Annotated in this window: 25 protein-coding genes; 20 read left to right on the forward strand and 5 right to left on the reverse strand. The window is 66.8% G+C overall.

What is annotated here, in order from left to right:
- The first annotated feature begins 1 nt into the window (after window position 1).
- From ccoS to hemN, 3 genes are all read left to right on the forward strand, one after another.
- The gene (ccoS, locus tag ACIGFL_RS11740) at window positions 2-208 is read left to right on the forward strand and encodes a cbb3-type cytochrome oxidase assembly protein CcoS (RefSeq protein ID WP_021442864.1); all 207 of its coding nucleotides are present in this window, start codon (window positions 2-4) and stop codon (window positions 206-208) included.
- Complete coding sequence (locus tag ACIGFL_RS11745) at window positions 201-884, forward strand: sulfite exporter TauE/SafE family protein (protein WP_122107697.1); 684 nt, start codon at window positions 201-203, stop codon at window positions 882-884. The genes ccoS and ACIGFL_RS11745 overlap by 8 nt, the downstream gene beginning before the upstream one ends.
- A 231-nt stretch (window positions 885-1,115) precedes the next feature.
- Entirely contained in the window at window positions 1,116-2,498 is a 1,383-nt protein-coding gene (gene hemN / locus ACIGFL_RS11750) for an oxygen-independent coproporphyrinogen III oxidase (RefSeq protein WP_397497303.1), read from the forward strand.
- 32 nt (window positions 2,499-2,530) lie between these two features.
- On the opposite strand, the gene ACIGFL_RS11755 is transcribed toward hemN, so the two are convergent.
- Entirely contained in the window at window positions 2,531-2,974 is a 444-nt protein-coding gene (locus tag ACIGFL_RS11755; protein ID WP_397497304.1) for a hypothetical protein, read from the reverse strand.
- Window positions 2,975-3,128: 154 nt separating this feature from the next.
- On the opposite strand from ACIGFL_RS11755, the gene fnr reads away from it, so the two are divergent.
- The 4 genes from fnr (at window position 3,129) to ACIGFL_RS11775 (ending at window position 6,407) form a co-directional block, all read left to right on the forward strand.
- The gene (gene fnr / locus ACIGFL_RS11760; protein WP_021442868.1) at window positions 3,129-3,863 is read left to right on the forward strand and encodes a fumarate/nitrate reduction transcriptional regulator Fnr; all 735 of its coding nucleotides are present in this window, start codon (window positions 3,129-3,131) and stop codon (window positions 3,861-3,863) included.
- Between the two features lie 44 nt (window positions 3,864-3,907).
- Window positions 3,908-4,456: an adenine phosphoribosyltransferase gene (locus tag ACIGFL_RS11765; RefSeq protein ID WP_397497305.1), complete on the forward strand. Its 549-nt coding sequence runs from the start codon at window positions 3,908-3,910 to the stop codon at window positions 4,454-4,456.
- 92 nt (window positions 4,457-4,548) lie between these two features.
- Window positions 4,549-5,367, forward strand: coding sequence for an ion transporter (locus ACIGFL_RS11770; protein ID WP_397497306.1), 819 nt, complete (start codon window positions 4,549-4,551; stop codon window positions 5,365-5,367).
- 203 nt (window positions 5,368-5,570) lie between these two features.
- Window positions 5,571-6,407 (forward strand): metal-dependent hydrolase, encoded by an 837-nt coding sequence (locus ACIGFL_RS11775; RefSeq protein ID WP_021442871.1) that lies wholly within the window; start codon window positions 5,571-5,573, stop codon window positions 6,405-6,407.
- Between the two features lie 129 nt (window positions 6,408-6,536).
- On the opposite strand, the gene ACIGFL_RS11780 is transcribed toward ACIGFL_RS11775, so the two are convergent.
- Entirely contained in the window at window positions 6,537-7,244 is a 708-nt protein-coding gene (locus tag ACIGFL_RS11780) for a TetR family transcriptional regulator (RefSeq protein ID WP_397497307.1), read from the reverse strand.
- A gap of 115 nt (window positions 7,245-7,359) precedes the next feature.
- On the opposite strand from ACIGFL_RS11780, the gene ACIGFL_RS11785 reads away from it, so the two are divergent.
- The 3 genes from ACIGFL_RS11785 (at window position 7,360) to ACIGFL_RS11795 (ending at window position 10,237) form a co-directional block, all read left to right on the forward strand.
- A complete protein-coding gene (locus ACIGFL_RS11785) occupies window positions 7,360-8,913 on the forward strand; it encodes a flavin-containing monooxygenase (protein WP_397497308.1) in 1,554 nt (517 codons plus the stop codon).
- Window positions 8,910-9,797 (forward strand): SDR family NAD(P)-dependent oxidoreductase, encoded by an 888-nt coding sequence (locus ACIGFL_RS11790; protein ID WP_397497309.1) that lies wholly within the window; start codon window positions 8,910-8,912, stop codon window positions 9,795-9,797. Before ACIGFL_RS11785 ends, ACIGFL_RS11790 begins: the two co-directional genes overlap by 4 nt.
- A gap of 191 nt (window positions 9,798-9,988) precedes the next feature.
- Window positions 9,989-10,237 (forward strand): hypothetical protein, encoded by a 249-nt coding sequence (locus tag ACIGFL_RS11795; RefSeq protein ID WP_021442875.1) that lies wholly within the window; start codon window positions 9,989-9,991, stop codon window positions 10,235-10,237.
- A 75-nt stretch (window positions 10,238-10,312) separates the two neighbouring features.
- On the opposite strand, the gene ACIGFL_RS11800 is transcribed toward ACIGFL_RS11795, so the two are convergent.
- Genes ACIGFL_RS11800 through ACIGFL_RS11810 form a run of 3 tightly spaced genes read right to left on the reverse strand, consistent with a single transcriptional unit; the run spans window position 10,313 to window position 11,940 of the window.
- Window positions 10,313-10,528, reverse strand: a complete 216-nt coding sequence (locus ACIGFL_RS11800) for a DUF3820 family protein (protein WP_397497310.1) — start codon at window positions 10,526-10,528, stop codon at window positions 10,313-10,315.
- Window positions 10,529-10,578: 50 nt separating this feature from the next.
- Complete coding sequence (locus ACIGFL_RS11805) at window positions 10,579-11,172, reverse strand: 2-hydroxychromene-2-carboxylate isomerase (RefSeq protein WP_397497311.1); 594 nt, start codon at window positions 11,170-11,172, stop codon at window positions 10,579-10,581.
- Between the two features lie 30 nt (window positions 11,173-11,202).
- A complete protein-coding gene (locus ACIGFL_RS11810) occupies window positions 11,203-11,940 on the reverse strand; it encodes an SDR family oxidoreductase (RefSeq protein ID WP_397497312.1) in 738 nt (245 codons plus the stop codon).
- Window positions 11,941-12,030: 90 nt separating this feature from the next.
- On the opposite strand from ACIGFL_RS11810, the gene ACIGFL_RS11815 reads away from it, so the two are divergent.
- The 10 genes from ACIGFL_RS11815 (at window position 12,031) to ACIGFL_RS11860 (ending at window position 21,404) form a co-directional block, all read left to right on the forward strand.
- Window positions 12,031-12,591 (forward strand): TetR/AcrR family transcriptional regulator, encoded by a 561-nt coding sequence (locus ACIGFL_RS11815; RefSeq protein ID WP_021445626.1) that lies wholly within the window; start codon window positions 12,031-12,033, stop codon window positions 12,589-12,591.
- Between the two features lie 50 nt (window positions 12,592-12,641).
- Window positions 12,642-13,292, forward strand: coding sequence for a YceH family protein (locus ACIGFL_RS11820; RefSeq protein ID WP_021445627.1), 651 nt, complete (start codon window positions 12,642-12,644; stop codon window positions 13,290-13,292).
- A 26-nt stretch (window positions 13,293-13,318) separates the two neighbouring features.
- Window positions 13,319-13,624 (forward strand): I78 family peptidase inhibitor, encoded by a 306-nt coding sequence (locus tag ACIGFL_RS11825; RefSeq protein WP_397497313.1) that lies wholly within the window; start codon window positions 13,319-13,321, stop codon window positions 13,622-13,624.
- Window positions 13,625-13,720: 96 nt separating this feature from the next.
- A complete protein-coding gene (locus tag ACIGFL_RS11830) occupies window positions 13,721-14,173 on the forward strand; it encodes a MarR family winged helix-turn-helix transcriptional regulator (protein ID WP_021445629.1) in 453 nt (150 codons plus the stop codon).
- A 304-nt stretch (window positions 14,174-14,477) separates the two neighbouring features.
- Complete coding sequence (locus tag ACIGFL_RS11835) at window positions 14,478-14,603, forward strand: hypothetical protein (RefSeq protein WP_021445630.1); 126 nt, start codon at window positions 14,478-14,480, stop codon at window positions 14,601-14,603.
- A gap of 49 nt (window positions 14,604-14,652) precedes the next feature.
- Window positions 14,653-15,078 carry an organic hydroperoxide resistance protein gene (locus tag ACIGFL_RS11840; RefSeq protein WP_021445631.1) on the forward strand — a complete coding sequence of 142 codons (426 nt, stop codon included), beginning with the start codon at window positions 14,653-14,655 and terminating at the stop codon, window positions 15,076-15,078.
- A gap of 479 nt (window positions 15,079-15,557) precedes the next feature.
- Entirely contained in the window at window positions 15,558-18,560 is a 3,003-nt protein-coding gene (locus ACIGFL_RS11845) for a molybdopterin cofactor-binding domain-containing protein (RefSeq protein WP_397497314.1), read from the forward strand.
- The gene (locus tag ACIGFL_RS11850; RefSeq protein ID WP_397497315.1) at window positions 18,557-19,363 is read left to right on the forward strand and encodes an FAD binding domain-containing protein; all 807 of its coding nucleotides are present in this window, start codon (window positions 18,557-18,559) and stop codon (window positions 19,361-19,363) included. The genes ACIGFL_RS11845 and ACIGFL_RS11850 overlap by 4 nt, the downstream gene beginning before the upstream one ends.
- A 2-nt stretch (window positions 19,364-19,365) precedes the next feature.
- Complete coding sequence (locus ACIGFL_RS11855) at window positions 19,366-19,872, forward strand: (2Fe-2S)-binding protein (protein ID WP_021445634.1); 507 nt, start codon at window positions 19,366-19,368, stop codon at window positions 19,870-19,872.
- Entirely contained in the window at window positions 19,872-21,404 is a 1,533-nt protein-coding gene (locus ACIGFL_RS11860; RefSeq protein WP_397497316.1) for an AMP-binding protein, read from the forward strand. Before ACIGFL_RS11855 ends, ACIGFL_RS11860 begins: the two co-directional genes overlap by 1 nt.
- The last annotated feature ends 17 nt before the right edge of the window (window positions 21,405-21,421 follow it).

The following is a 21,421-nucleotide window of genomic DNA, read 5'->3' on the forward strand; positions in this document are numbered from 1 at the left end:
CATGTCCGCCCTCTATATCCTGATCCCCGTGGCCATCGCCCTGGTCGGTTTCGCCATCTGGCTGTTCTTCTGGGCGGTGGACAGCGGCCAGTATGACGACCTCGACGGCCCGGCGCACAGCATCCTGTTCGACGACGAAGACCCGCTGCACAAGGCCGGCGTCGAGCAGGCCGAAAGCCAGAACAAGCAGGACAAGCCCGATGCTTGAGCTGGCGCCGCTGCTGGTGTCGGCGCTGATTCTCGGCCTGCTCGGCGGCGGCCACTGCCTGGGCATGTGCGGCGGCCTGATGGGCGCGCTGACCCTGGCCATCCCGGCCGAGCAGCGCGGCCGCCGCCTGCGCCTGCTGCTGGCCTACAACCTCGGCCGCATCCTCAGTTATGCCGCCGCCGGCCTGCTCCTCGGTCTGGCCGGCTGGGCCATTGCCGGCAGCGCCGGCGAAGTGGTGATGCGCACCCTGGCGGCCCTGCTGCTGATCGCCATGGGCCTGTACCTGGCCGGCTGGTGGAGCGGCCTGACCCGTATCGAGGCGCTCGGCCGCGGCCTGTGGCGCCACATTCAACCGCTGACCCGGCGCTTTATGCCGGTCACCAGCCTGCCGCGCGCCCTGGTGCTGGGCGGGCTGTGGGGCTGGCTGCCCTGCGGGCTGGTCTACAGTACCCTGCTGTGGGCCTCCAGCCAGGGCAACGCGGTCGACAGCGCCGTGCTGATGCTGGCCTTCGGCCTGGGCACCTGGCCGGTGCTGCTGGCCACTGGCCTCGCCGCCGAACGCGTCACCGCCCTGCTGCGCCAGCGCGGCATTCGCATGGCCGGCGGCCTGCTGGTCATCCTGTTCGGCCTCTGGACCCTGCCCGGCCCGCACCAGCACTGGCTGATGGGGCACTGAGACGCCCATATCCAACGATCTGTTACGCAGTAGGTTGGGTTGAGGAGCGACGCGACGAAGCCCAACGCCGCCGCCCCCCCGTTGGGCTTCGCTACGCTCAGCGCCAACCTACAGACGCGCCGGGACATGTAACGCGCGCGCCAGGCGAACACACGGCGACCTGACTCAGATCAACAGCCGCCGCCGCCGCACTCCCTAGACTGGCCCCACTGCCTTTCCAGGATTTTTTCCATGCTCGACGCCATCCAGTGGGACGCCGACCTGATCCGCCGCTACGATCTGGCCGGCCCGCGCTACACCTCCTATCCGACCGCCGTGCAGTTCCACGACGACATCGGCCCCTTCGACCTGCTGCACGCCCTGCGCGACAGCCGCAAGGGCAAGCGCCCGCTGTCGCTGTACCTGCACATCCCGTTCTGCGCGCACATCTGCTACTACTGCGCCTGCAACAAGGTGATCACCAAGGACCGCGGCCGCGCCCTGCCCTATCTGGAGAAGCTCGAACGCGAGATCGAGATCATCAGCCGCTACCTGGACCGGGGCCAGGTGATCGAGCAGCTGCACTTCGGCGGCGGCACCCCGACCTTCCTCAATCACGACGAACTGCGCCGGCTGATGCAGCACCTGCGCCAGCACTTCCACCTGCTGGACGACGACTCCGGCGACTACAGCATCGAGATCGACCCGCGCGAGGCCGACTGGTCGACCATGGGCCTGCTGCGCGAGCTGGGCTTCAACCGCGTCAGCCTCGGCGTGCAGGACCTCGACCCCGAGGTGCAGCGCGCGGTCAACCGCCTGCAGACCCTGGAGGAGACCCGCGCCATAGTCGAGGCGGCGCGCACCCTGCAGTTCCGCTCGGTGAACATCGACCTGATCTACGGCCTGCCCAAGCAGAATCCCGAGCGCTTCGCCCGTACCGTCGCCGAGGTGATCGCCCTGCAGCCGGATCGCCTGTCGCTGTTCAACTACGCCCATCTACCCGAGCGCTTCATGCCGCAGCGGCGCATCAGCGCCGACGACCTGCCCAGCCCGGCGCAGAAACTGGAGATGCTGCAGGCCAGCATCGAGCAGCTGACCCGCGCCGGGTATCGCTACATCGGCATGGACCACTTCGCCCTGCCCGACGACGAGCTGGCCGTGGCCCAGGAGGAAGGCACCCTGCAGCGCAACTTCCAGGGCTACACCACCCACGGTCATTGCGACCTGATCGGCCTGGGGGTGTCGGCCATCAGCCAGATCGGCGACCTCTACAGCCAGAACGACAGCGACATCGCCAGCTACCAGCAGAGCCTCGGCAACGGCCAACTGGCCACCCGCCGCGGCCTGCACTGCAACGCCGACGACCGCGTGCGCCGCGCGGTGATCCAGCAGCTGATCTGTCATTTCCAGCTGGATTTCGCCGCCATCGAGCAGGCCCACGGCCTGGTCTTTCGCGACTACTTCGCCGCGCTCTGGCCCGAGCTGCAGCAGCTGGCCCGCGACGGCCTGATCCGACTCGACGCCGAACGCCTCGAAGTGTTGCCCGCCGGCCGCCTGCTGGTACGTTCGCTGTGCATGCTGTTCGACCGCTACCTCAACGACCAGGTGCGCCAGCGCTTCTCGCGGGTGATCTGACCGGTTAGCAGCCGGCTTGCCGGCGATCAGGGCTAGGCCATCGCCAGGCTGGCGGCGGTCATCATCTGCTCGTCGCTGAGGCCGTTGTCGCGCATCAGCTTGATCAGGTTGGCATTGGCCGCCGTCAAGGCGCTGTTGAGCGACGCCAGCTCGGTCTGCAGCCCTTCAAGCTGCTGGCGCTTGGTTTCCGCATCGAGGCTCTGATCGCTCATGATCGCCTCGATCTGCGCCTGCTTCTCGGCGATCTGCGCCTTCAGCTCGCGGATCATCTTCAGCAGCTGCTTGATGCTGTCGGGCAGCCCGCTGTCGTCGATGTCCTGGTTCTTGCCGGCCTTGGCCGACAGGCTCCTGCCCAGCTCGGAGAGACTGATGCGCAGGCCCTCGCGCACCTCCTCGGGACTGCGCTCGCCTGCGCTATTTTGTCGCTGCACGCCGCGGACCAGATTGGCCAGCGGAGCGCCGGATTCGATGCGCATCGCGCTGCTCCCTGCGTTGAACTAAGGTTCCACTGTCTGGGTCGGCCGCCTGGCGACGAACTTGAGCGGATGGTCAGACCTTGCTACGACTGGCCGGCATCCGCCCCCTGCTGTACCCTTACGAACATTGCGTGTTTACCCGGGAAGCCCAACGATGTCCGAGAGCATCAAGCTGCGTGCGCAGCATCAAGCCCATTGCAAGGATTGCAGCCTGGCCAGCCTGTGCCTGCCGATCTCGCTGAACCTGGAAGACATGGACGCGCTGGACGAGATCGTCAAGCGCGGCCGCCCGCTGAAGAAGGGCGAATTCCTGTTCCGCCAGGGCGACGCCTTCGGCTCGGTGTTCGCCGTGCGCTCCGGCGCACTGAAGACCTTCAGCCTGAGCGACGCCGGCGAGGAGCAGATCACCGGTTTCCACCTGCCCAGCGAACTGGTCGGCCTGTCCGGCGTCGACGGCGAGCGCTACCCGGTCTCGGCCCAGGCGCTGGAGACCACCTCGGTGTGCGAGATCCCCTTCGAGCGCCTCGACGACCTGGCCCTGCAGCTGCCGCAGCTGCGCCGCCAGCTGATGCGCGTCATGAGCCGGGAGATCCGCGACGATCAGCAGATGATGCTGTTGCTGTCGAAGAAGACCGCCGACGAACGCATCGCCACCTTCCTGGTCAACCTCTCCGCGCGTTTCCGTGCCCGCGGCTTCTCCGCCAACCAGTTCCGCCTGGCCATGTCGCGCAACGAAATTGGTAACTATTTGGGCCTTGCGGTGGAGACGGTGTCTCGCGTATTTACCCGCTTCCAACAGAACAAGCTGCTCGAAGCCGAAGGCAAGGAAGTGCACATTCTCGACCCCATCGAGCTGTGCGCCCTGGCCGGCGGCAACCTCGACGTCTGAGCTCGCCCGCGAGTCGTGGGCGCAGCGCCTTTCAGGAACCCGCGATGATTTTCGACGAATTCAGCATCAAGACCCTGATCCGCCCGGTGCCGGACTTTCCCAAGCCGGGGGTGATCTTCCGCGACATCACCCCGCTGTTCCAGTCGCCGCGCGCCCTGCGCATGGTCGCCGACAGTTTCATCCAGCGTTACGTGGAGGCCGAGTTCAGCCATATCGGCGCCATGGACGCGCGCGGCTTCCTGATCGGCTCGATCATCGCCTACGAACTGAACAAGCCGCTGGTGCTGTTCCGCAAGCAGGGCAAGCTGCCGGCCGACGTGCTCAGCGAGGGCTACCAGACCGAATACGGCGAAGCCTTCCTCGAGGTGCATGCCGACAGCCTCTGCGAGGGCGACTCGGTGCTGATCTTCGATGACCTGATCGCCACCGGCGGCACCCTGCTGGCCGCCACCAAGCTGGTGCGACGCATGGGCGCCAGCATCCATGAAGCCGCGGCGATCATCGACCTGCCGGAACTGGGCGGCTCGCAGAAGCTGCAGGACATCGGCATCCCCACCTTCTGCCTGACCGCCTTCGCCCTCGACGATCGTTGAGCAGTTGCCGCGCGTAGCCCGGATGGCATCCGGGAAAGGCGTGCGCCCCATCCCGGATGGCATCCGGACCACCGATATCCACTGAAGTAATCATGAACGAACTCGAACTGAAGCAATCCCCCGCCGACTGGCGCCAGCGCCTGGGCCAGCTGATGGACGGCCTGGCCGTGCAGCGCCTGGTCACCCTGCTGATCGTGATCAACGCCGCCATTCTCGGCCTGCAGACCTCGCCGGCGATCATGGCCGACTGGGGCCGGCCGCTGCTGACCCTGGACGCCATCATCCTCGCCTGCTTCGTCATCGAGCTGGCGCTGCGCTTCGCCGCCCGCGGCCCCGGCCTGCTGCGCGATCCCTGGGCGGTGTTCGACTGCCTGGTGGTGGGCATCGCCCTGGTACCGGCCAGCGGCCCCTTCGCCGTGCTGCGCGCCCTGCGCGTGTTGCGCGTGCTGCGCCTGATCTCGATCAACCCGAGCATGCGCAAGGTGGTGCAGGCGCTGCTCGCCTCGCTGCCGGGCATGGGCAGCATCGTCATGCTGATGGGACTGATCTTCTACGTCGCCGCGGTAATGGCCACCCAGCTGTTCGGCCAGAGCTTCCCCGAGTGGTTCGGTAACATCGGCGCCAGCCTCTACACCCTGTTCCAGGTGATGACCCTGGAGAGCTGGTCGATGGGCATCGTGCGTCCGGTGATGGAGGCCTATCCGCTGGCCTGGCTGTTCTTCGTGCCCTACATCCTCATCGCCACCTTCATGATGCTCAACCTGTTCATCGCGGTGATCGTCAACGCCATGCAGAGCAGCCACGAGCCCAGCGCCGAGGAACAGGCCGCGGAGGCCCGCGAGCAGGCCATCCTCGACGAGCTCAGGGCGCTGCGCAGCGAAATCGCCGAGCTGCGCCGCCAGAGCCGCTAACCCCGCGCTCACCTCGACCAGGGCGGATTGCCCCGCCCTGGCCCCTTCAGTCCCTCGCGCCTGTCCGACACGACCCGCCTTAAGTTGGCGGCGTCCGGCGCGCCTGCGCCCGATAGTTACATCGTTCAATGACACGATTGCTCGTGTCGCCCAGAGCCGCACAACAACCGGGAGCACCGGCTCCCCAGAAGAGGACTCGAACGATGAGCGCCAGCGCCACCCTGCCCCAGCCGAAATCCAGCTTCCCGGTTCGCCGCATGGACTTCAGCTTCTCCGAGACGCCCAAGTACTGGTTCTACGACGATCCCTTCATGAGCCAGTTCATGAACAACCTGTCGTCGCTGTTCCCCTATGGCGAGAAGTTCTTCGTCGACAGCGTGCGGGCGGTGCGCGACCAGGTCAGCGAACCGCAGCTGAAGAAGGACATCAGCGCCTTCATCGGCCAGGAGGCCATGCACTCCAAGGAGCACGCGGCCTACAACGACTACGCCAATGAGCACGATATCGACCTGGAGCGCCTGGAGCTGCGCATCAAGGTGCTGCTGGAGTGGGTCACCAAGGTCAGCACCAAGAAGCAGCGTCTGGCCGCCACCTGCGCCCTGGAGCACTTCACCGCGACCATGGCCGAGCAGCTGCTCAAGCGCGAAGACCTCACCACCCAGATGAACGACCCCAAGCTGTACCAGCTGTGGATGTGGCACGCCATCGAGGAGAACGAGCACAAGGCGGTCTGCTACGACGTGTACCAGAAGGTCTACGGCGGCTATTTCACCCGCACCCTGGTGATGATGCTGACCACCCTGATCTTCCTCGGCGTGATCGGCTGGTTCCAGGTGCACCTGCTGCGCAAGGACGGCCAGCTGTTCAATTGGCGCAGCTGGGGTTTCGGCCTGAAGACGCTGTTCGGCCCGCGCAACGGCTTCTTCACCAAGCTGATCGGCCCCTACCTGGACTACTACCGCCCCGGCTTCCACCCCAAGGATCACGACACCGCGCAACTGGAAAGCCGCTGGCGCCAGCGCCTCGGCTTCGCCAACTGATGTCCCTTCGGGCGGCCCTGGCCGCCCTTTTTCATTCGCCTGTGCGCCCCGGAGCAGGCACTGTGGGAGCGGCTTGAGCCGCGAAATTCGCGGATAAATCCGCTCCTGGCCAAGCGCCTCGGACGACCCTCAGCCCAGACGCAGCTGCCCCAGGCTCTGCAGCACGCTGGCGCCGGTGAACAGCATGACGATCTGCTCCTCGGCCAGCGCGCGGATCGCCTCACGCCGCTGCGGCTGGCCGATATAGTCCAGCGACTGCTCGAACAGGCTGCGGCTTATCAGTCCGGACACCTGGCGCACCGCTGCCGCGCTGACGATACCCGGCAGCAGCTTGAACTCGAGGATGTCCTCGGCCATATCGTCGGCGAAATCGTCCATCACCTGGCGCAGTGCCTCGCGCAGCACTGGCGAAGCGCCGTGCAGTTCGCGCACGCCGATGATGAAGGCCTCGGGGTGCTCGGCGACGAAGTCGAAGAACAGCTGCACCGTCTCGTGACAGACGCGCCGACCGCGGCCGAGGTCGATGCCCAGCAGCTTGGGCAGCACCGGCCCCTCGTCCTTGACCGCGCGCTGCGCGGCCTCGCGGCGCAGGTCGCGCAATGGCTGGCGCAGCAGCTGGGTGATCTCGCCGATCACGCTCAGGCCGAGATCGTCGACGTCACGAAAATGCCGGTAGAAGGTATTGGGGTTGAGCCCGGCCTCGCGCGCCAGCTCGCGCAGGCCCAGGCCGCTGAGGCTGCGGCTGGTTGAGGTGAGACGTAACGCCGCCTCCATCAGCAGGCGCTTGCCGGGCGCTTCGCCGGCCTTGTCGCGTAGCTGCGTTTCGTCGCTGTGCATCCTCACCCCTACCGAAAGTTGGCTTGTTGGTCCGCTGGCGCGCCGCGAGTATACATCTGTCTACCCAGGTATACAGCTGTAGACCTCAACAAGAACGACAAGCAGGAGTTCGCCCATGAATGCGCCCGTGTCACCCCCTACCGCTGCCCGCCAGTGCAAGATCGCCATCCTCGGCAGCGGCTTCTCCGGCCTCGGCATGGCGATACGCCTCAAGCAACAGGGCGAGCAGGATTTCCTCCTGTTCGAGAAAGAGGCGGGCGTCGGCGGCACCTGGCGGGTCAACAACTACCCGGGCTGCGGCTGCGACGTGCAATCGCACCTGTATTCCTTCTCCTTCGAGCCCAATCCGAACTGGACGCGGATGTTCGCCAAGCAGCCGGAGATCAAGCAATACCTGGAAGGCTGCTGGGAGAAGTACCGTCTGCAGGACAAGACCCTGCTCGGCACCGAGGTGGTGCAGATCCGCTGGGACGAGCAGGCCGAGCTGTGGCACCTGCAGGACCGCGCCGGCAACCGTTACAGCGCGCAGTTCGTGGTCTCCGGCATGGGTGCGCTGTCGACGCCGTCGATTCCCAAGCTCAAGGGCCTGGAGCACTTCACCGGCGAGGTCTTTCACTCGCAGCAGTGGAACCACGACTACGACCTCACCGGCAAACGCGTGGCGGTGATCGGCACCGGCGCCTCGGCCATCCAGTTCGTGCCGCAGATCCAGAAGCAGGTCGAGCGCCTCGACCTTTATCAGCGCACCGCGCCCTGGATCATGCCCAAGCCCGACCGCGCCATTCGCGACGGCGAGCGCGCCCGCTTCCGGCGTTTCCCGCTGGCGCAGAAGCTCTGGCGCGGCGCCCTGTACGGCATCCTCGAAAGCCGGGTGATCGCCTTCGCCTTCGCCCCGCGCCTGCTGCGCCTGGCCCAGGGCATCGCCAAGCTGTACATCAACAGGCAGATCAAGGACCCGGTGCTGCGCGCCAAGGTCACCCCGGACTACACCATGGGCTGCAAGCGCGTGCTGATCTCCAACGACTACTACCCGGCGCTGGTGCAGCCGAACGTCGCGGTGATCACCGACGGCATCGCCGAAATCCTGCCGCACGGCGTGCGCACCGCCGATGGCCAGGAGCGCGAGGTCGACGCCATCATCTTCGGCACCGGCTTCACCCCCAGCGACCCGCTGCCGCGCGGCACGGTGTTCGGCCGCGGCGGCGTCGACCTGCTCGACACCTGGCCGATGGGCCCGGAAGCCTACAAGGGCACCATGACCGCCGGTTTCCCCAACCTGTTCTTCCTCATGGGGCCGAACACCGGGCTGGGCCACAACTCCATGGTCTATATGATCGAGTCGCAGATCGCCTACGTGCTCGGCGCCCTCAAGCAGGTCGAGGACGGCCGCCTGCAGAGCCTGGAACCCAAGCGCGAGGCGCAGGACGCCTTCAACCGGAGGATCCAGGGCACCCTCGGCGGCACGGTGTGGAACGCCGGCGGCTGCATGAGCTGGTACCTGCACCCCGTCAGCGGGCGCAACTGCACGGTATGGCCCGGTTTCACCTGGCGCTTTCGCATGCTGACGCGCCACTTCGACTCGGCGGCCTACCACTTCAGCCGCAAGGACGCCGTGCACCCGGCGCAGAGCAACGCCCTCATCCTCGACGTGCAGGAGGTCAGCGCATGAAATCCTTCGAAAACAAAGTAGCCGCCATCACCGGCGCCGGCTCCGGCATCGGCCGCGCCCTCGCCTACCACCTGGCCCGCCAGGGCTGCCACCTGGCGCTGTCCGACGTCAATCTCGAGGGTCTGCACGAAACCGCGGAGCAGGCGCGCAAGCTTGGCGTCACCGTCAGCCAGCAGCGGGTCGACGTTGCCGACCGCGCCGCCATGCAGGCCTGGGCCGAGCAGGTGATGGCCGAGTTCGGCCGGGTCAATGCCATCTTCAACAACGCCGGCGTGGCGCAGGGCGGCACCGTGGAAGGCAACGATTACGCCGACTACGAGTGGATCATGAACATCAACTTCTGGGGCGTGGTCAACGGCACCAAGGCCTTCCTGCCCCATCTCAAGGCGAGCGGCGCCGGCCATGTGGTCAACGTCTCCAGCGTCTTCGGCCTGTTCTCCCAGCCCGGCATGAGCGCCTACAACGCCAGCAAGTTCGCCGTGCGCGGTTTCACCGAATCCCTGCGCCAGGAGCTGGACATGGACGCTTGCGGCGTGTCCGCCAGCTGCGTGCACCCCGGCGGCATTCGCACCAATATCGCCAAGACCGCGCGGATGAACGACAGCCTGGCCAAGGTCACAGGGCAAGCCGCCGAGCAGGCGCGCCAGCAGTTCAACGATCAGTTGCTGCGCACCACGCCGGAACAGGCGGCCAAGGTCATAGTGGGCGGCGTGCTGGCCAACAAGCGGCGCATCCTGATCGGCGCCGACGCTCATGTGCTGGACTGGATGCAGCGCAGCATGCCGGCGCTGTACCAGCGCCTGGTGACCGTCTCGATGCGCCTGGCCGCGCGCTTCGCCCCCAAGCCCAAGGGGGCAGGCAAGGTGCGCGAGGCGACCGAGTAAAAGCGCCACCACGGGGCCGGCCCATGCCGGTCCCGTGCGTTTTGTCGGGTAACGCCCGGCGCTGCGCCATCTGGGCTATGGTGGGGAAACCGACGCAACACTCATCCACGCGGCGCCGATTCCGGCCCCCGGCTGGAACCCTCGGGCCAGCGTCGACGCCCGGGGCGGCGCCTCGCCATGAGGATAAGCCCATGAGCACCATGACCTGCACCCACCGCGACCACATCATTCGCGCCACGGTGATGGAACACCCAGGCCTGCCCACGCCCTGGGCCGGCGGCTGCCAGATCACCGACCCCGACGGCCACACCAGCAAGCGCCAGACCCTGCCGGTGGACTATGCCTTCATGGACGACCTGAATAAGGCGCAGCGCGCCTCCATCGCCCACGGCAAATGGCTGGTGGACCAGAAGCTCGACCACGGCCGCAGCTGGCATTGACCCTGGGTGCACCGCAGCCCGTAGCCCGGATGAAATCCGCGGCAGAGCGCAAGGCTTTCCCCGGTGGCATCCGGGCTATGCATCCCGCCGCAGCGGATCGAGCAGCGGCTTGAGGCCGTTGTGGTCGATCTCCTGCATCAGCGCCAGCAGCTGGCCCAGCTCGCCCTTGGGAAAGCCGGCGCGGGCGAACCAGTTGAGGTAGTGCCCGGGCAGGTCGACGATCAGCCGATCCTTGTACTTGCCGTAGGGCATGCGGCGGGTCACCAGGAGTTTCAGCGCTTCGGGGTTCATCGGGGTCTCGCACAATGATCGGCGGTAACGCCGGCCATTGTGCCAGAGCCTCAGCGCGCGAGCGCCTCGCGCACGAAATCCAGGCGATCCTGGCCGAAGAACATCTCGCCGCCGACGAAGCAGGTCGGCGCGCCGAACACGCCGCGCTTGACCGCCTCCTCGGTGGTCGCCTTGAGCGCGTCCTTCACCTCTTGTTCGGCGATCTGCGCCTGCAGCGCCTCGGCGTCGAAGCCGGCCGCGGTCAGTACCTCGGCCACCTTCGCCGGATCGCCGAGATTCAGGCCATCCACCCAGATGGCCTGGAACAGCGCCTGCAGGCCCGCCGCCAAGCGCTCGGGCTGATACAGCTGGATGGCGACGACCAGGCGCATCAGGCTCAGGGTATTGAGCGGGAAATGCGGGTTGAAGCGCATCGCCACGCCGTAGCGCTCGGCGAAGCGCGCCAGGTCGCGCAGCATGTAGCGGCCCTTGGCAGGGATCAGCGCCGGCGAGGCGTTGCCGGTGGCCTGGAACACGCCGCCCAGCAGCATCGGCCGGTAGACCAGCGCGGCGCGGCTGTCGCGGCAGATGGCGGGCAGTTGGGTATGGGCCAGGTAGGAGGCCGGGCTACCCAGGTCGAAGAAGAATTCCACGCTCTTGCTCATGGCGGTCACTCGCTTGTGGTTATGGGGCAATTACCAGCGCTCGATCCAGGGCCGCAGGTCCAGCTCGAAGGTCCAGGCGTCGCGCGGCTGGCTGTGCAGGTACCAGTAGCTGTCGGCGATATGCTCGGGATCGAGGATGCCGTCCTGGTCCTTCTTGGCATAGAGCTCGGGGAAGCTGTCGCGGATAAAGGCGGTGTCGATCGCGCCGTCCACCACCACATGGGCGACATGCACGTTCAGCGGCCCCAGCTCGCGCGCCATGCTCTGCGCCAGGGCGCGGACGCCGTGCTTGGCGCCGGCGAAGGCGGCGAACCCGGCGGCGCCGCGCAGACCGGCGGTGGCGCCGGTGAACAGGATGGTGCCGCGGCCGCGGGCGACCATGCGCTTGGCCACCGCCTGGCTGGTGAGGAACCCGGCGAAGCAGGCCATTTCCCAGATCTTGAAGTACTTGCGCGCGGTCTCCTCGAGGATGCTGCAGGGCACGTTGGCGCCGATGTTGAAGACCATCGCCTCGATCGGGCCGATCTCCCGTTCGATGTGCTCGACCAGTTCGGCCACCTGCTCTTCCTGGCGCGCATCGGAGGCGAAGCCATGGGCCTCGCCGCCCTCGGCGCGAATCTGCTCGAGCAGCGGCTGCAACTTGTCCAGGCTGCGCCGGGTGACGCAGGCGACATAGCCTTCGCGGGCGAAACGCCGGGCGATGGCGCCGCCGGTGGCATCGCCGGCGCCGATAACCAGTGCGACTTTCTTGTTGTGTACGTCACTCATGGCCTACCTCGCTAACTAAACGGTCGTTAGGTGAACGGACGTTATGCTAGGCTTCGCGCCAGGTCAAGCGACATCCTTCCGGAGAGAACCATGCGCTACTCCGCCGAACACAAGGCCGAAACCCGCGAGAAACTGCTCGCCAGCAGCGGCGCCATCGCCAAGCAGGGCGGCTTCGCCACCACCGGCGTGGACGCCCTGATGAAGGCCATCGGCCTCAGCGGCGCGGCCTTCTACAGCCATTTCGACTCCAAGGACGCGCTGTTCGCCGCGCTGCTCGAACGCGAGCTGAGCAACAGCCTGGCCCGCCTCGGCGCCGGCGATGGCGGGCGCGACAAACTCAAGCGCTGCCTGGCCGCCTACCTCAGCCTGGCCCACGTCGAGCAGCCGCAGCAGGGCTGCGCCCTGCCCGCCCTCGGCGCCGAGATCGCCCGCGCCGACCTGGCCGTACGCCAACGCGTCGAGGACTGGATAGTGCAACTGCAGCAGGCCTGGGCCGAGATCTTGGACGACCCGCAACTGGCCTGGGCCATCCTCGCCCAATGCCTCGGCGCCGTGCTGCTGGCGCGCATGCTGGCCGGCGGCGAAGCCCGCCAGCAGGTGCTGGACGCCAGCCTGAATCTGCTGCAAGGCACACTGGAGCCTGTCGGCTGAGGGCGGATACCGCTAGGCTAGAGGCTATTTCCCCGCGGCAGGATCCCCCCATGTCCCATACCCCTTCCCCCCTGGTCGGCGACAGCCCGTTGCACGCCATCGAAGTGCGCCTGCTCGGCTGCCTGATCGAAAAGCAGCTGACCACCCCGGAAAGCTACCCGCTGACCCTCAATGCCCTGCAACTGGCCTGCAACCAGAAGACCAGCCGCGAGCCGCTGATGAACCTGGAGACCGGCGAAGTCGGCCGTTACCTGCGCAGCCTGGAAGGCCGCGAGCTGGTGCGCCTGGTCATGGGCAGCCGCGCCGACCGCTGGGAGCAGCGCTGCGACAAGCAGCTGGAGCTGGTCAAGCCGCAGACCGTGCTGCTCGGCCTGCTGCTGCTGCGCGGCCCGCAGACCCTGAGCGAACTGCTGACACGCAGCAACCGCATGCACGACTTCGACGACGTCGCCGAAGTCCAGCACCAGCTGGAGCGCCTGATCGGCCGCGGCCTGGTGGTGCTGCTGCCGCGACAGAGCGGCCAGCGCGAGGATCGCTATATGCACCTGCTGGGCGAGCCGGCCGACCTGGAAAGCCTGCTGGCCAGCCGCCCCAGTTCGCGTAGCGAGACCTCGGCACCTAACGACGAACGCCTGGTCGAACTGGAAGCGCGCATCGCCGCCCTCGAAGAACGTCTGGCGCGCCTCGAAGGCGCGCAATAATCCCCATGGAAAAGGAGCCCACAGCGTTGACTCTCAAAACCCGTTTCAGCCTGATTCTCGCCACCGCCCTGCTCGCCGCCGGCTGCAGCACCACCGACAAACCGCCGGCCAAGCCCGCCGACCCCAGCCAGGGCTGCACCTCCTCGGCAGTGGAACACCTGCAGGGCCAGGTGGCCACCCCCGAACTGCTCGAACAGGCCCGCCAGCAGGCCGGCGCCAGCACCGCCCGCGTGCTCACCCCCGGCAGCGTGGTGACCCTGGAATACAACGGCCAGCGCCTCAATCTCAACGTCGACGACCAGCGCGTCATCACCCGCGTATCCTGCGGCTAGCCTAGTCGAGGTGCGGGTGACGCCCGCACCTTCCTCTGGCGCAAAGATCATTGGCGCGCTAGTTTTAAGCACACTTCCCCCTCACAGGCCACCGCCATGACCACCCAAGTGCAGCCCTGCGCCGAGCTGCTGCTGGACAACCAGCTGTGTTTCGCCCTCTATTCCACCTCGCTGCTGATGACCAAGACCTACAAGCCGCTGCTGCAGGCACTGGGACTGACCTACCCGCAATACCTGGCCATGCTGGTGCTGTGGGAGAACGACGGCATCACCGTCGGCGAGATCAGCGCACGCATGCTCACCGACCCCGGCTCGCTCACCCCCCTGCTCAAGCGCCTGGAAAGCGAGGGCCTGCTGCAGCGGGTACGCAGCAGCCAGGACGAACGCGTGGTGCAGCTCTACCTCACCGACCGGGGCCGCGCCCTGCACGAGCAGGCCAAGGCGCTGCCGGCTTGCATCCTCAAGGCCTCCGGCCTGAGCCTGGAGAAGCTCGCCTCGCTCAAAGCGGATCTGGTGGAACTGCGCAGCCACCTGCAGCAATCGCTCTAAACCAGGCGCTCATGCCGCCCATCGCACCGGCAGCGATTGAGCGGCCGCCACCTCAAGGTCCAGTCGAGGTCCGCACGCCCCCACCCGAGCACTTCCATCGGCTCTATCCCCCGTCACGCCTGCTTATGCTCTGAAGTTCCAGGGTTATAGCGAAATACTCAAAAATTTATCTTGCGCGCAAAATATATGAGGACTACAGTTCGCTCCATGGAAATGACTTGCGCACAAAACATTAGCGCGAAACATTCCACGGAGACTTCGCAGTCGTCTCCACCCGCTACCCACCGAAGTCCTGGAGAAACCGATGAAAACCCTGATCGCACTGACCGCCACGCTGATTCTTTCCGCCCCGGTTCTGGCCGACAATGGTCAAGCCAGCCAGAACGGCAAGGGCCTGTACCCCGAATGGCTGGTCAGCCACGAAGGCTGATCGACGAATACCTACGCACCCCCCATCGCATCTCAAGAGGAATACCGCCATGACCATCGAAAACGTTCTCTACCGTGCTACCGCTGAAGCCTTCGGCGGCCGTGAAGGCCGCGCCGTCTCCTCCGACGGCGTACTGGACATCGCCCTGACCACGCCGAAGGAACTCGGTGGCGCCGGCGGCAACGGCACCAACCCGGAACAACTGTTCGCCGCCGGCTATTCGGCCTGCTTCCTCGGCGCCCTGAAGTTCGTCGCCGCCCGCGACAAGCTGAGCATCCCGGCCGACTCCTTTATCGAAGGCACCGTGGGCATCGGCCCGATCCCCACCGGCTTCGGCATCGAGGTGGAGCTGCGCATCAGCCTGCCGGGCCTGGACCGCGAAGCGGCGCAAACCCTGGTGGACCGCGCGCACATCGTCTGCCCCTACTCCAATGCCACCCGCGGCAACATCGACGTCACCTTGACCATCGTCTGACACACTGGGGCGAACGCTGACGGCCTGGCCGTCAGCGGGCCCAAGAGGAAACACCGCCGCCATCCCGTATCGCTGCGGCTTGCCACTGAATCGCCATGCCGATTGCCATCGGCGTACCCCCCAGCCCCTGGTGCGATGTGGTCACTGCGAAGATGACCGCTCGCAGCGGCACCGGCCCACGAGCAGCTGTCCAGCGCCTGCTGCAACCAGAACCGCCCTTGCGGATCCGTCCGCCATCCCGGTGGACACCAAGGTGATCCAGGTGAACGCTCGACGACCCACCGAGGCGGCCCAAGCAGCATTGCCCATACCAAAGCGCGTCCGGAAGAACGCCGCCGTCCTCACCCCGTCAGACTGAAAGGCAAGCCAGCGGACGGCCGGGCAGATATTCATCGGCCCGGGCAAGGCGGCCGGCAGCCCGGGATCCCTACTCTTCACTACGAGTCAATCGCGCACAGCGATAAACGCGAGAAGTAGTGATGAACCTATATCAGCCTGACCCCGTTACCCAGCACAGCGGCCATATCGGCGCTCGTCAGACCCGTGTCGAGGATGCTGCATTGCTGCGTGGCCTGGGCTGCTATGCCGACGATGCTGCCACCGCGCCCGGTACCCTGCACGCGGCCATCGTCCGTTCCCCCCATCCCCATGCACGCATCACCGCCGTGGACTTCTCCAAAGCGCTGCTGATGAAAGGCGTGCACGGCGTACTCATCGGTGAGGACGTCAAGCGGTGGGCCCTGCCATTCCCGGTCGGCGTGCGTCAGCCGATGGAGCATTGGTGCATCGCCGTGGACAAGGTGCGCTACGTCGGCGAGCCAGTGGCGGTCGTGATCGCCGAGAGCCGTTACCTGGCCGAAGACGCCCTGGAAGGCGTACGTGTCGACTATGAGCCGCTGCCGCCGATCATCGACCCGGAAGCCGCCACCACCGAACAGGCGCCGGTGCTGCATGAGGCAGTCGGCAGCAACGTGGTCAACGAGCGGCATTTCCGCTACGGCGAACCGGAACAGGCCTTCGCGCAGGCGCCGCACCGAGTATCGTTGAAGGTGCGCTTTCCGCGCAGCTCCTGCACCCCCATCGAATGCTACGTGGTGCTTGCCCAGTACGAACGCGCCACCGGCATCTACGATGTGCTGGCCAACTTCCAGGGCCCCTATGCGCTGCACACGGTGATGGCCCGCGCGCTCAACGTGCCGAGCAACCGCCTGCGTCTGCGCACGCCGAAAGACTCCGGCGGCAGCTTCGGGATCAAACAGGGCGTGTTCCCCTACGTGGTGATGATGGGGCTGGCGGCACGCAAGGTCGGAGCCCCGGTGAAATGGGTCGAAGACCGCCTCGAGCATCTGCAGGGCGCGTCCTCCGCGACCAATCGGGTCACCGAGATCGAGGCGGCGGTGCAGGCCGACGGTCGCATCACCGCCCTGCGTTATGACCAGATCGACGACTGCGGCGCCTACCTGCGCGCACCGGAGCCGGCCACCTTCTATCGCATGCACGGCAACCTCACGGGCGCCTATGCGATTCGCAACCTGCTGGTGCGCAACCGCGTGGTGCTGACCAACAAGACCCCCACCGGCCTCAACCGGGGCTTCGGCGGCCCGCAGGTGTACTTCGCCCTGGAGCGTCTGCTGCAGCATATCGCCGTGCAGCTGGATCTCGATCCGCTCGAGGTGATCCGCCGCAACCTGGTACCGGCCGACGCCTTCCCCTACCGGGCCGCGGCCGGCGCCCTGCTGGATTCCGGCAATTACCAGGCCGGCATCGATTTGGCGGTCAGGGACGGCGGTCTCGACGAACTGTTGCGCCGCCGCGAGCAGGCGCGCGGCGAAGGTCGGCTGTACGGCATCGGCTATGCCGCGGTGATCGAGCCGTCGATCTCCAACATGGGCTACATCACCGCCGCGATGACGCCCGAGGAACGGCGCAAGGCCGGGCCGAAGAACGGTGCGGTGAGCACGGCGACCATCAACATCGGCCCGCTCGGCGACGTCAGCGTGCACGTCTCCTCGACGCCCCAGGGCCAGGGGCACCAGACCGCGGTGGCGCAGATAGTCGCCGATGTGCTCGGTGTGGCGCTGGAATCGATAGTGGTCAACGTCGAACTGGACACCCAGAAGGATGCCTGGTCGATCGCCTCGGGCAACTACTCCAGTCGCTTCGCCGGCGCGGTGGCCGGGGTGGTCTACCAGGCCGCGCTGAAGGTGCGCGATCGCCTCGCCGCGATCGCCGCCGCGCAACTGCAAGCCAAGGCGGAAGACATCCGCTTCGGAGGCGGCAAGATCTTCGTCGCCGACGGCGGTCCTTCCGCAGCCTTTCACCGCATCGCCGGCGCCACCCACTGGACCCCGGGCCTGCTCCCGCAAGGCGAACCGGGCGGCCTGCGCGAGACCGCATTCTGGAGCCCGCCGCAGCTCATGGCGCCGGACGACGACGATCTCATCAACAGCTCGCTGTGCTACGGCTTCGTCTTCGACATCTGTGGCCTGGAGATCGACCGCGTCACCGGCGCAATTCATATCGACCGCTACGTGACCTGCCATGATGCCGGCCGCCTGCTCAATCCCGCACTGGTCGACGGGCAGATCCGCGGCGGCTTTACCCAGGGGCTTGGCGCGGCGCTGATGGAGGAGTTCGCCTATGGCGAGGACGGCAGCTTCCTCTCCGGAACCTTCGCCGACTACCTGGTGCCCACTGCCCCGGAAGTGCTCGAGCCGGTGATCCTGCATCTGGAAACACCCTCGCCGTTCACCCCCCTGGGGGCCAAGGGCGTCGGCGAGGGCAACAACATGAGCACGCCGGTATGCATCGCCAACGCCGTGGCCGATGCCCTCGGCCGCGCCGACATCCGCCTGCCGCTGACTCCCTCGAAGGTGCGCACGCTGATCGGCATCGACGAGCCGCCGCGGCCGGCCGGCATGCAGCAGGACGACGGTTTCGCCGCAGAGCCGGCCGCTGGTTCGGCCCTGCGCGCCAACGATGCGGTGGTGATCCCGGCGCCGCCACAGCAGGTGTTCGACACCCTGCTCGACCCGGCCACCCTGGCGGCGATCATCCCCGGCTGCCATGCCCTCGAACTGCAGGGCGAGAATCGCTACCGCGCGGACGTCACCGTCGGCGTCGGCATGATCCGCGCACGCTTCGAGGCCAAGGTCGCCTTGAGCGAGCTGGACCCACCGCATTCGTTACGCCTGTCCGGCTCCGGCACCAGCTCCATGGGCTCGGCCGAGGGCCACGCCAGGGTGCATTTCGTCGCCTTGGAGAACGGTCACACGCGCCTGGAATACCAATACCAGGTCGCCGTCAGCGGCAAGGTCGCCGCGGTCGGCAGCCGCATGATGCAAGGGGCCTCGAAAGTGATCATCGGACAGATTTTCACCCGCCTATCGCAGCGGGTCAGTGGCCAGGCGATCGCCGGTGGCTGGTGGAGCCGTCTGCGTGCGCTGTTCGCCAGGCTGTTCGGCAAGGGAGGTGCGCAATGAAACCGGCTGCCTTCGATTACGTCCGCGCCGAGAACCGTCGCCAGGTGCTCGAGCTGCTCGCCGAGTATGGCGCGGAGGCGCGCATCATTGCCGGCGGGCAATCGCTGATGGCGGTGCTGAACATGCGCCTGGCCCAGCCCAAGCTGCTGATCGACATCAACCAGGTCGCCGACCTGGACTATATCGAGCCGCGCAAGGATTGCCTGGCGGTTGGCGCCGCGGTGCGCCAGGCGCAACTGCTGGCGCGGCCGACGCTGCTCGACGAGGTGCCACTGCTGGCCCTGGCGATGCCCTGGATCGGCCACTTCCAGACCCGCAACCGCGGCACCGTGTGCGGTTCGGTGGCCCACGCCGACCCCAGCGCCGAGCTGCCGCTGTGCCTGGTGACCCTAGGCGGCGAGATCGTCCTGGAGTCGAAGAAGGGCAAGCGCGTGGTTAAGGCCGCCGAGTTCTTCCAGGGCATTCTCACCACCGACAAACGTGCCGACGAACTGCTCGTCGAGGTGCGCTTCCCGCTCAAGCGCGAAGGCATCGGCTACCGCTTCCGGGAAATCGCCATGCGCCACGGCGACTTCGCCATCGTCTCGCTGGCCGCCTGTGTCGGCACCGACGAGGTGCGCCTGGGCGTCGGTGGGGTCGCCGATCGCCCGGTGGTGCGCAGCCTACCGCGCGGCGCGCCGCTGGCCGACGCGCTCAACGAAACCGCCTGGTCACTCGACGCCCAGGACGATGTGCACGCCAGCGCGGCCTACCGCCGGCAACTGATTCGCGAGCTGGGTCACCGGCTCATCGAAGGAGTCTGAATATGCGCGCAACCGCCGAACAACGTTTTCCCGTCCGTCTCGAGCTCAATGGCCGCTCGCGCGAAGGCCTGGCCGAGCCGCGTACCCAGCTGTGCGATTTCCTGCGCCACGACCTCGGCGCCACCGGCGTCCATGTCGGCTGCGAGCACGGCGTCTGCGGCGCCTGCACGGTGCTGGTGGACGGCGTCGCCGTGCGCTCCTGCCTGATGCTCGCCGTGCAGGCCCACGAGCGGCGTATCGAGACAGTCGAAGCGCTGGCCGACGACGACACGCTGAGCGACCTGCAACAGGCGTTCCGCCGTCATCACGCCCTGCAGTGCGGTTTCTGCACTGCGGGCATCCTCATGTCCTGCGTGGATTTCCTCGAGCGGCAGCCCGACCCGAGCGAGGCCGAAGTGCGCGACATGCTTTCCGGGCACCTGTGCCGCTGCACCGGTTACACCGGCATCGTCCAGGCGGTGCTGGAAGTGGCTGCCCAACGCCAAACGAACGAAGAGGTAAAACAATAATGTTCGATCTCGGACGCAGCTTCCTCGCTGCCGTGGAACGCCGCCCGCTGGCCACTGCGGTCAGCGACGGCACAGTGAAAAAAACCTACGAACAGTGGTTAGCCGATATCCAGTGTGCCGCCCACGGCCTCGCGTCACTCGGACTGGGCAGAGGTGATCGCCTGCTGGTGGCCATGCAGAACCGCTGGCAGATGGCGACCCTGCACTGGGCCTGCCAGTTCGCCGGCATCGTCATGACCCCGCTGAACTGGCGCTCGACTGCCGAGGAGTTGGCCTACTGCATCGAGGATGCGCAGGTCCGCGCATTGGCCTACGACGACGCCACCGTGGCTGCGGTCGCTGCCTGCGCGGCGGCGAACGGTCTGCCGCGGATCGCCGCGGGTGAGCGCGCCGCGGACGCCGACCTGAGCTTCGCCGAACTCTGCGCAGAGGCGCCGACGGCGACCATCCTGCGCGCCACGCCCGAGGATTTCTCCCTGCTGCTCTATACCTCCGGCACCACCAGCAAGCCCAAGGGCGTACCGCGCCGGCATAGCGCGGAACGCGCCGCGGCGGTCGCCCATGTGGCGCAGAACCTCTATCGCCACGGTGAGTGCACCCTCGGCGTGATGCCGCTGTACCACACCATGGGGGTGCGCTCGCTGCTGGCCATGGCGCTGATCGACGGGCATTTCGTCTGCGTGCCGAAGTTCGACGTCGAGGCCACCCTGGAGGCCATCGAGCGGGAACAGGTCAGCAACCTGTACCTGGTGCCGACCCTCTATCACATGCTCATCGAGCACCCGGCCTTCGCCCGCGAACGGGTCGCCAGCGTGGAGAAAATCGGCTTCGCCGGCGCGCCCATGAGCGACGGGCTGATGCGCCGTGTCGAGCAGGCGTTCCAGCCGCAGTTGTTCGTCAACCACTACGGCAGCTCGGAGATCTATACCTTCACCATCGACCAGCAGGCCAGCCGCAAGCCTGGCTCCTCGGGGCGCAGCGCGCTGAACCAGCGGGTGCGGGTGGTGCCGATCGACGCCGAATCGGCACAGGTGCAAAGCAAGCCCATGGAAGAAGGCCAGATCGTCGCCGACCTGGCCAGCGACGAGGCGTTCGAAGGCTACCTGAACCGCCCCGAAGCCACGGCCAAGGCGCTGCGCGACGGCTGGTACTTCACCGGCGACACCGGCTATTTCGATGAGGACGGCGACCTGTTCGTCACCGGGCGGGTGGACGACCTGATCATCACCGGCGGCGAGAACGTCAGCCCGGTGGAGATCGAGAACGTGCTCTCACTGCACCCCGCCGTCGAGGAAGTGGTGGTGGTCGGTCTGCCGGACGAACAGTGGGGCAAGATCATCGCCGCCTTCATCAAGCGGCGTGCCGAGGTCAGCGAAAGCGAACTGGATGCCCACTGCATCAGTTCCGGCCTGGCCAAGTTCAAGCGGCCGCGGCGTTACCAGTTCATCGACGAAATTCCCAAATCCCCCGTTGGCAAGGTGCTGCGCCGCGTCTTGCTGGCCCAGCACCAGGAACAGGCCCAAAAAGGCTGACTGCTCACTATCCCGAG

Origin of the sequence: Pseudomonas sp. NPDC077649 (assembly GCF_044542855.1) — a bacterium.
GTDB lineage: Bacteria > Pseudomonadota > Gammaproteobacteria > Pseudomonadales > Pseudomonadaceae > Aquipseudomonas.

Coding starts and splice junctions, on each gene's coding strand:
- ACIGFL_RS11855 (WP_021445634.1), top strand. CDS start 19,366: ATGCGCGCAACCGCCGAACAACGTTTTCCCGTCCGTCTCGAGCTCAAT.
- ACIGFL_RS11860 (WP_397497316.1), top strand. CDS start 19,872: ATGTTCGATCTCGGACGCAGCTTCCTCGCTGCCGTGGAACGCCGCCCG.
- ACIGFL_RS11835 (WP_021445630.1), top strand. CDS start 14,478: ATGAAAACCCTGATCGCACTGACCGCCACGCTGATTCTTTCCGCCCCG.
- ACIGFL_RS11785 (WP_397497308.1), top strand. CDS start 7,360: ATGAATGCGCCCGTGTCACCCCCTACCGCTGCCCGCCAGTGCAAGATC.
- ACIGFL_RS11770 (WP_397497306.1), top strand. CDS start 4,549: ATGAACGAACTCGAACTGAAGCAATCCCCCGCCGACTGGCGCCAGCGC.
- ACIGFL_RS11755 (WP_397497304.1), bottom strand. CDS start 2,974: ATGCGCATCGAATCCGGCGCTCCGCTGGCCAATCTGGTCCGCGGCGTG.
- ACIGFL_RS11800 (WP_397497310.1), bottom strand. CDS start 10,528: ATGAACCCCGAAGCGCTGAAACTCCTGGTGACCCGCCGCATGCCCTAC.
- ACIGFL_RS11765 (WP_397497305.1), top strand. CDS start 3,908: ATGATTTTCGACGAATTCAGCATCAAGACCCTGATCCGCCCGGTGCCG.
- ACIGFL_RS11775 (WP_021442871.1), top strand. CDS start 5,571: ATGAGCGCCAGCGCCACCCTGCCCCAGCCGAAATCCAGCTTCCCGGTT.
- ACIGFL_RS11810 (WP_397497312.1), bottom strand. CDS start 11,940: ATGAGTGACGTACACAACAAGAAAGTCGCACTGGTTATCGGCGCCGGC.
- ACIGFL_RS11795 (WP_021442875.1), top strand. CDS start 9,989: ATGAGCACCATGACCTGCACCCACCGCGACCACATCATTCGCGCCACG.
- ACIGFL_RS11805 (WP_397497311.1), bottom strand. CDS start 11,172: ATGAGCAAGAGCGTGGAATTCTTCTTCGACCTGGGTAGCCCGGCCTCC.
- ACIGFL_RS11845 (WP_397497314.1), top strand. CDS start 15,558: ATGAACCTATATCAGCCTGACCCCGTTACCCAGCACAGCGGCCATATC.
- ACIGFL_RS11820 (WP_021445627.1), top strand. CDS start 12,642: ATGTCCCATACCCCTTCCCCCCTGGTCGGCGACAGCCCGTTGCACGCC.
- hemN (WP_397497303.1), top strand. CDS start 1,116: ATGCTCGACGCCATCCAGTGGGACGCCGACCTGATCCGCCGCTACGAT.
- ACIGFL_RS11850 (WP_397497315.1), top strand. CDS start 18,557: ATGAAACCGGCTGCCTTCGATTACGTCCGCGCCGAGAACCGTCGCCAG.
- fnr (WP_021442868.1), top strand. CDS start 3,129: ATGTCCGAGAGCATCAAGCTGCGTGCGCAGCATCAAGCCCATTGCAAG.
- ACIGFL_RS11815 (WP_021445626.1), top strand. CDS start 12,031: ATGCGCTACTCCGCCGAACACAAGGCCGAAACCCGCGAGAAACTGCTC.
- ACIGFL_RS11745 (WP_122107697.1), top strand. CDS start 201: ATGCTTGAGCTGGCGCCGCTGCTGGTGTCGGCGCTGATTCTCGGCCTG.
- ACIGFL_RS11840 (WP_021445631.1), top strand. CDS start 14,653: ATGACCATCGAAAACGTTCTCTACCGTGCTACCGCTGAAGCCTTCGGC.
- ACIGFL_RS11790 (WP_397497309.1), top strand. CDS start 8,910: ATGAAATCCTTCGAAAACAAAGTAGCCGCCATCACCGGCGCCGGCTCC.
- ACIGFL_RS11830 (WP_021445629.1), top strand. CDS start 13,721: ATGACCACCCAAGTGCAGCCCTGCGCCGAGCTGCTGCTGGACAACCAG.
- ACIGFL_RS11780 (WP_397497307.1), bottom strand. CDS start 7,244: ATGCACAGCGACGAAACGCAGCTACGCGACAAGGCCGGCGAAGCGCCC.
- ccoS (WP_021442864.1), top strand. CDS start 2: ATGTCCGCCCTCTATATCCTGATCCCCGTGGCCATCGCCCTGGTCGGT.